Consider the following 6,215-nt stretch of genomic DNA (forward strand, 5'->3'; position numbering starts at 1 on the left):
CGCGACGTTCGGGGCTCAGAACGCCCAGTGGCTCCCGAGGGTGAGCCCCGCGGCCACGGCGAGCAGACTCCACAGGACGGTTCCGAGCACCGACACCACCGCGGCCCCGGCACGTTGTTCTCGCGCGAGCCGTACGGCGTCCACCATGGCCGTGGAGAACGTGGTGTAGCCACCGCACAGCCCGGTGCCCAGGGCGAGCGTCCACACGGGTCCCAGAACCGCGCTCAGTCCGGTGACCACACCGAGCACGAACGACCCCGTCACGTTGATCAGCAGTGTGGCCGCGGGGAAGGTGGGAGCCCACCGGGCGGTGATCCCGCGGTCCACGAGGAAACGCAGGACCGCTCCCACGGCGCCGCCCAGGGCCACGGCGGGCGCCGCGATCACCGCGCCGCTCCCGCGGTGGGCGTGCCGCGGCGTCGTCCCCGGAGCCAGGCGCCCACCGCGAGACCCGCGGCCGCGGCGGCCAGCCCCGCGACGAGCATCAGCACCGCGTCACCGAACGCGGCCGCGCTCGCCCCGGAGTGCACGCGCTCCCACAGCTCCAGTGCGAAGGTCGAGTAGGTGGTGAACCCGCCGAGAAGTCCGGTGCCGAGCAGCATGCGCGCGGTGTGGGCACCACGGCGCTCGCGGCCGGGGCGCGTGAGCGCTTCGAGCAGCAGCCCGAGCAGGAAGGCGCCGGAGGCATTGACCGCGAACGTGGCCCACGACCACCCGGATCCTGCCGGAATCACGAGGGACACCCACCAGCGGGCCAGACTCCCCGCGGCGCCGCCGAGGGCCACGAGTCCGGCGTCCTTGAACAGGGAGCTGCTCACAGCCGGACGGCCAGCAGTACACCCGTTCCCGTGGGCACCACGGCCGTGGACAACCGCGGTTCGTCCCGCAGGGTGCGCACGACGTCGCGCATGATCACGGTCTCCTCCTGGCGCTGCGCGGGCTGGGGGACTAGGTCCTGGTGCAGGGCGTCGTTGACCACGAGCATCCCGCCGTGTCGCAGCAACCGGGCACCCTCGATGACGTACTCGGCGGTGTTGACCACGTCCGCGTCGATGAACACCATGTCGTACGCGTTCTCGGTGAGCCGCGGCAGCACCAGGGAGGCCGCACCGGAAATCGTGCGGGTGCGTTTGGTTTCGAAACCGGCCTCGCGGAACGTGTCCCGCGCGGCGCGCAGGGCCCGGATGTCGGTGTCGATGGTCGTGAGGACGGACTCGGACGGCATCCCGCGCAGCAGCGCGAGCCCCGAGACGCCCGCACCGGTGCCCACTTCCACCACGGTCGCGGGGCGGGACGACGACGCCAGGACGGTCAGCAGCGCCGCGGTGGCCGGGGTCACGGGGTCCAAGCGCAGGGCCAGGGAGCGCTCGCGCGCACGGAAAGCGGTTTCGTCCTCCGTGGCGTAGGCCTCGCAATAGGCCCAGCTCGTGGTTTTATCCGTGCTCATGGACGCGGCGTGCCCTTCACTGCTGTGTGTGCCCGGATCCCCGCGGACCCAGCGCTTCGACGTGGCGGGCCCGGCGTCATGTCCGGGCTCACGGTGCTTCAGCTTATCGCGGTCTGAGGGCACCGCCGGGAACGCCCGGTCGGTGTCCAGATCGCTGTCAGAATCCTGCCGCACAATTGGGGCGTCGAACGTGGCCGCCGCAGGGCGGTCGTAGCAGGGGACGAACAGGGAGGGGGACGGGGTGTCCACACGGGTCGCGGGTCGCAGCAAGGTGCGCCGGCCCTGGCGTCGGCCGAGTCGGCGGGCCGTGGGTCTCATGACCGCCTTCGCGGCCTGCGTGTGCGTCGCCCTGCTGACCACCGCCGTGTGGAGCGTGGGCAAGCAGGTGCAGCAGCGCCAGAGCGCGGACGCTCGGTCGGAGGCCACGTGGTCACCCGGTCCCCGGGGAATGGTAGACACCACCTCGGAGGCCGACATCCAGAGCCTGCGCGCCCGGGGGTGGGCCGTTCCGGGTCTGGCCGCAAAGGGGTACTCGGTCGCGGACATCCAACAGTCGCAGGTGGGGGGCCAGCCCGTCGTGGCGGTGGCCCTGCACAATGATCACGGCTCGGTGACCATCGTGGAGCAGCGCGGTGACATCAATCCCGACAACCCCATGGACGGCATCACCGGGCTCCCCGTGGGCGCCGAGGGCATGCACCGGTCGGTGCTCGACGGCGCGCGGTTGTGGGTGGACCGCTCCCAACCGTGGCGCGCGGTGATGGTGCGCCCGGACGCCGTGTACACCCTCACATCGGACACCGCACCGGCCACCCTGGCCCAGACCGTGAGCGCAGTCGTGGCGGAGGACCGGGGACGGGTCAGCCTGCCCTCGCAGAAGGACGAGAGTTTCGGGGCCACGGTCGCGGACGGACTCAAGGAAATTTTGGGTTAAGGACCGCCCCCACCGGGGCGTTCCACGACGTTGATAGGCTCAGCGGGTGTTCGGGATTTCAGGCGGGGAAGCCATCATCATTCTCATCGTGGCCCTGGTGATCATCGGGCCCGAGCGGTTGCCCGAGTACGCCGAGAAGTTCAAGGACATGGTCAAGTCCATCCGGCGCTACGCCACGGGTGCCACGGACGATCTCAAGGCGACTCTCGGCCCCGAATTCTCGGACCTCGACTGGCGCAAGCTCGACCCCCGGCAGTACGACCCGCGCGTGATCGTGCGTGAAGCGCTGCTCGAGGACGACGAGGAACAGAACCGCCACCAGTACGAGGCCTCCACCGTGGCCGCACCCACGGTGCGACGGCTCGCGCGAGGCGAACGCGCCCCGTTCGACACCGAGGCCACGTGAGCCGTCGAGCGCGGCGTGAGCAACCGGCCGCCGCGCTATCGGCCGCGCGCCGCGTGAGCTGACAGCCGTCCCGTCATCAGACCGACGCCGCGCGTAGGTCGACGCCGCGTGAACAGACGGGTAGGTGCCGGGCGAGCGGGAACCGGGCCGTGCGGCGGCGGCGTCCCGAGGGAGATCGCTCAACCGCGCGGCGTGATGCCCAGATTCTTACCGGCCAGCCCGCGGCCCTGCTGATCCAGGGCGCGCGCGACGGCCCACAGCTGCTCGGCGGCGGGGGAGTTCGGCCGATCCCATACCGCGGGCACGCCGCGGTCCGAGGCCTCCCGCACGGTGACGTCCAGGGGGACGCTGCCGAGCAGGGGGACGGGGTAGCCCAGGCGCTCGGACAGCGAGCTCGCGATCGTCTCGCCACCGCCCGCTCCGAAGACCTCCATGCGCGTGCCGTCCGGCATGACCATCGCGGACATGTTCTCGACGACGCCCGTGACCTTCTGCTCGGTCTGCTCGGCGAGCGTCCCCGAACGCTGGGCCACGCTCACGGCGGCGTGCTGGGGCGTGGAGACCACGACCACGCCCGAGCGGGGCAGCAGCTGACCCACCGAGATCGCGATGTCCCCCGTGCCCGGGGGTAGGTCCAGGAGCAGGTGGTCCAGGTCCCCGAAGTGCACGTCCGTGAGGAACTGCCCCACCGCGCGGTGCAGCATGGGGCCGCGCCACGCCACGGGCTGGGCGGGATCCACGAACATCCCGATCGAGATCACCTTGAGCACCCCGCGCGAGCGGTGACCGGCCCCAGCCGCGCTGTCCTCGGGCCGGCGGTCCGCACCCTCCGGGACCTCCACGACGGGCGGCAGGATCATGTCCCCCACGCGCGTGGGTGGTTGCGCGATCCCCAGCAGACCGGGTACTGAGAAGCCGTGGATGTCCGCGTCCACGATGCCCACGGTGCGTCCCATCGCGGCCAGCGCGGCGGCGATGTTCACCGTCACGCTGGACTTTCCCACCCCGCCCTTGCCGCTCGTGATCGCGTGCACGCGCGTGAGTGAATGCGGGTCCGCGAACGGGTTGGTGCGGTGGTGCCCGAGCTTCTCCTGCAGTTCCTGGCGCTGCGCCGGGGTCATCACACCCACGTCCACGGCGACGTCGTGGACGTCCGGGAGCTCGTTCAGGGCGGCACGGAGATCCGCTTCGATCGTGGTGCGCATGGGGCACCCGGAGACCGTGAGCAGCACGGTCACGCGTGCCGTCCCGCCTTCGAGGACAGCCTCGGGGATCATCCCGAGCTCGGTCACCGGGCGGCGCAGCTCGGGGTCGATCACGCCGTCCAGGGCTGCGCGCAGTCGGGGGTCGATGGTGCTCCCGTTCACTGATGCGGTCCTTCCTGCTCGGGGTCCTCGAGCTCGATCTTCTTCGCGCGCGGGGCCCTGGTGGAGCCGTCGGACTTCTTGCCCTCGGACTTCTTGGTCTTCGACTTGGTGGCCTGGGACTGCGCGGCGGCCTGATCGGCGGCGCGGCGGTCCTGGTCCTCGAGGATCTCCTCGAGCAGCCCGCGCAACTCGGAGCGGACGTAGTCGCGGGTCGCGACCTCGCGCAACGCGATGCGCAGGGACGCGATCTCCCGGGTGAGGTACTCGGTGTCCGCGAGGTTCTGTTGCCCGCGTTTACGGTCCTCCTCGGCGACCACGCGGTCACGGTCGTCCTGCCGGTTCTGCGCGAGCAGCAACAAGGGAGCGGCGTAGGAGGCCTGCAGCGAGAGCATCAGTGTCAGCAGCGTGAAGTTCAACGCGCGCGGATCGAACTGCATGCTCTCGGGCGCCACGGTGTTCCACGCCAACCACACCGTGACAAACACGGTCATCCACAGCAGGAACTGGGGCGTGCCCATCCAGCGGGCGAAGGACTCCGTGAGCCGCCCGAAGGCGTCCGGGTTGGGGCGGAAGCGGGTCAGGTACCCCGGGCGTTTCTCGCGCGGTTGGTCCAGGGGGCCGGGCGAATACTGCGAGGACGCGCTGCGCCGGGGATTACTCATACCGCTTACCCACCTTCCGGACCGGGGTTCCGTCGTCGTACGTGCGCCAGTCGTCAGGCAGCAGGGCGTCCAGGACGTCGTCGATCGTGACCGCACCCACGAGCCGGTCCTGGTCGTTAACGACCGGCAGGATCGTGAGGTCGTACGTGGCCAGTTCGCGAGCGACGTCGGCTAAGGACGCCTGGTCCGAGACGGGCTCGATGGACCGATCGATTAGGTTACCAATCGCCTCGGGCGGTGGGTAACGCAGCAGTCGCTGCGTGTGCACGAGACCCAGGTACTTACCCGTGGGGGTCTCGAGCGGCGGGCGGCACACGAGCACCGCGGACGCCGCGGCCGGGATGATCTCCTCCTGGCGGATGTGCGCGAGCGCTTCCGCCACGGTGGCCTCCGGGGGCAGCACGATGGGGACGGGCGTCATGAGCGAACCGGCCGTGCCCTCCTCGTACTCGCGCAGGCGCCGGACGTCCTCCGCGTCCTCGGGTTCCATCATGGTGATGAACCGCTCGGCCTCCGCTTCCGGCAGTTCGTTGAGCAGGTCGGTCGCGTCGTCGGGGTCCATCTCGGCGAGCAGCGTGACGGCGCGCTCGTTGTCCAGGTGGGTCAAAATGAAGACCTGGTCGTCCTCCGGCAGCTCCTCGAGCACGTCCGCAAGCCGCTCGTCCTGCAGTTCCGCCGCGATCTCGAGCTTGCGCTTGTCCGGCATGTCCCGCAGCTCGTCCGCGATGTCCGCGGCCTGGTCCTCCTCGTGCTGCGCGATCCACTGCGTGGCCGGTTGCGGCCCCGCGTTGGACGGGTCGTCCGCGTCCTCCCAGTCCACCACGAGCGTCTGATTTCGACGCCGGATCAAGCCTCCCGTGGCCTGCGACCTGCGCACGAACAACTGCGAGATGACCCAGTCACCCCGGTTGTTGCTCTTCTCCATGGCCACGTCCTCGATCGTGGCGGTCCAGGAACCGTCCAACAGCACCACGGTGCGGTCGAAGAGCTCACCCACGGCCAGCGTCTCGGCACCGCGCTGCTCGAAGCGGCGCAGGTTCACGAGCCCGGTGGAGATGATCTGCTCCGCGTCGATGCTCGTAACACGCGTCATGGGCACGAACACACGCTTCTTCCCGAGCACCTCCACCACGAGACCCACGACGAGCGGGCGGGTGCGCACCGACGGTTTGCTACCCGGGCGCAACAGCACCACGACGTCGCGCAATCGCCCCAGGCGGTCGCCCAACGGGTCGAAGACGTCCAGGCCGATGAGTCTCGCGACGAAGATCTTGGAAAGGTTTGTGCTCACCCGCCCAGCCTAGTGAACCGTGCTGTGTGAAGCGCCCTGAGTTTGTTGGAGGCTCCTGACCTTGGAAACGAGGATGGAGTTATGCCGAAGGAACTGGCGAATGGGAAG

Annotated in this window: 8 protein-coding genes; 2 read left to right on the forward strand and 6 right to left on the reverse strand. The window is 70.0% G+C overall.

Translation table 11 applies throughout. From position 1 onward, the window contains the following. Window positions 1-15: 15 nt before the first annotated feature. From crcB to RF637_RS12270, 3 genes are read right to left on the reverse strand one after another with little or no spacing between them, the layout of a single operon-like run. Entirely contained in the window at window positions 16-387 is a 372-nt protein-coding gene (crcB, locus tag RF637_RS12260; protein WP_064846069.1) for a fluoride efflux transporter CrcB, read from the reverse strand. Then, window positions 384-818, reverse strand: coding sequence for a CrcB family protein (locus RF637_RS12265; RefSeq protein ID WP_368844964.1), 435 nt, complete (start codon window positions 816-818; stop codon window positions 384-386). Before RF637_RS12265 ends, crcB begins: the two co-directional genes overlap by 4 nt. Next, on the reverse strand, window positions 815-1,447 hold the full coding sequence (locus RF637_RS12270) for an O-methyltransferase (RefSeq protein WP_064846071.1): 633 nt from the start codon (window positions 1,445-1,447) through the stop codon (window positions 815-817). The genes RF637_RS12265 and RF637_RS12270 overlap by 4 nt, the downstream gene beginning before the upstream one ends. Window positions 1,448-1,688: 241 nt before the next feature. Here RF637_RS12270 and RF637_RS12275 point away from each other — a divergent pair, with 241 nt between their 5' ends. Next, entirely contained in the window at window positions 1,689-2,381 is a 693-nt protein-coding gene (locus RF637_RS12275; RefSeq protein WP_368844965.1) for a hypothetical protein, read from the forward strand. A gap of 46 nt (window positions 2,382-2,427) precedes the next feature. Next, window positions 2,428-2,787 carry a sec-independent translocase gene (locus tag RF637_RS12280; protein WP_085107176.1) on the forward strand — a complete coding sequence of 120 codons (360 nt, stop codon included), beginning with the start codon at window positions 2,428-2,430 and terminating at the stop codon, window positions 2,785-2,787. A 179-nt stretch (window positions 2,788-2,966) separates the two neighbouring features. On the opposite strand, the gene RF637_RS12285 is transcribed toward RF637_RS12280, so the two are convergent. Genes RF637_RS12285 through RF637_RS12295 form a run of 3 tightly spaced genes read right to left on the reverse strand, consistent with a single transcriptional unit; the run spans window position 2,967 to window position 6,107 of the window. Further along, complete coding sequence (locus RF637_RS12285; protein WP_368844966.1) at window positions 2,967-4,154, reverse strand: P-loop NTPase; 1,188 nt, start codon at window positions 4,152-4,154, stop codon at window positions 2,967-2,969. After that, the gene (locus RF637_RS12290; protein ID WP_239319526.1) at window positions 4,151-4,816 is read right to left on the reverse strand and encodes a DUF1003 domain-containing protein; all 666 of its coding nucleotides are present in this window, start codon (window positions 4,814-4,816) and stop codon (window positions 4,151-4,153) included. The genes RF637_RS12285 and RF637_RS12290 overlap by 4 nt, the downstream gene beginning before the upstream one ends. Beyond that, the gene (locus RF637_RS12295) at window positions 4,809-6,107 is read right to left on the reverse strand and encodes a CBS domain-containing protein (RefSeq protein WP_368844967.1); all 1,299 of its coding nucleotides are present in this window, start codon (window positions 6,105-6,107) and stop codon (window positions 4,809-4,811) included. Before RF637_RS12295 ends, RF637_RS12290 begins: the two co-directional genes overlap by 8 nt. Window positions 6,108-6,215: the final 108 nt, after the last annotated feature.

This window comes from Kocuria sp. CPCC 204721 (genome assembly GCF_040980945.1).
Lineage (GTDB): Bacteria > Actinomycetota > Actinomycetes > Actinomycetales > Micrococcaceae > Kocuria > Kocuria marina.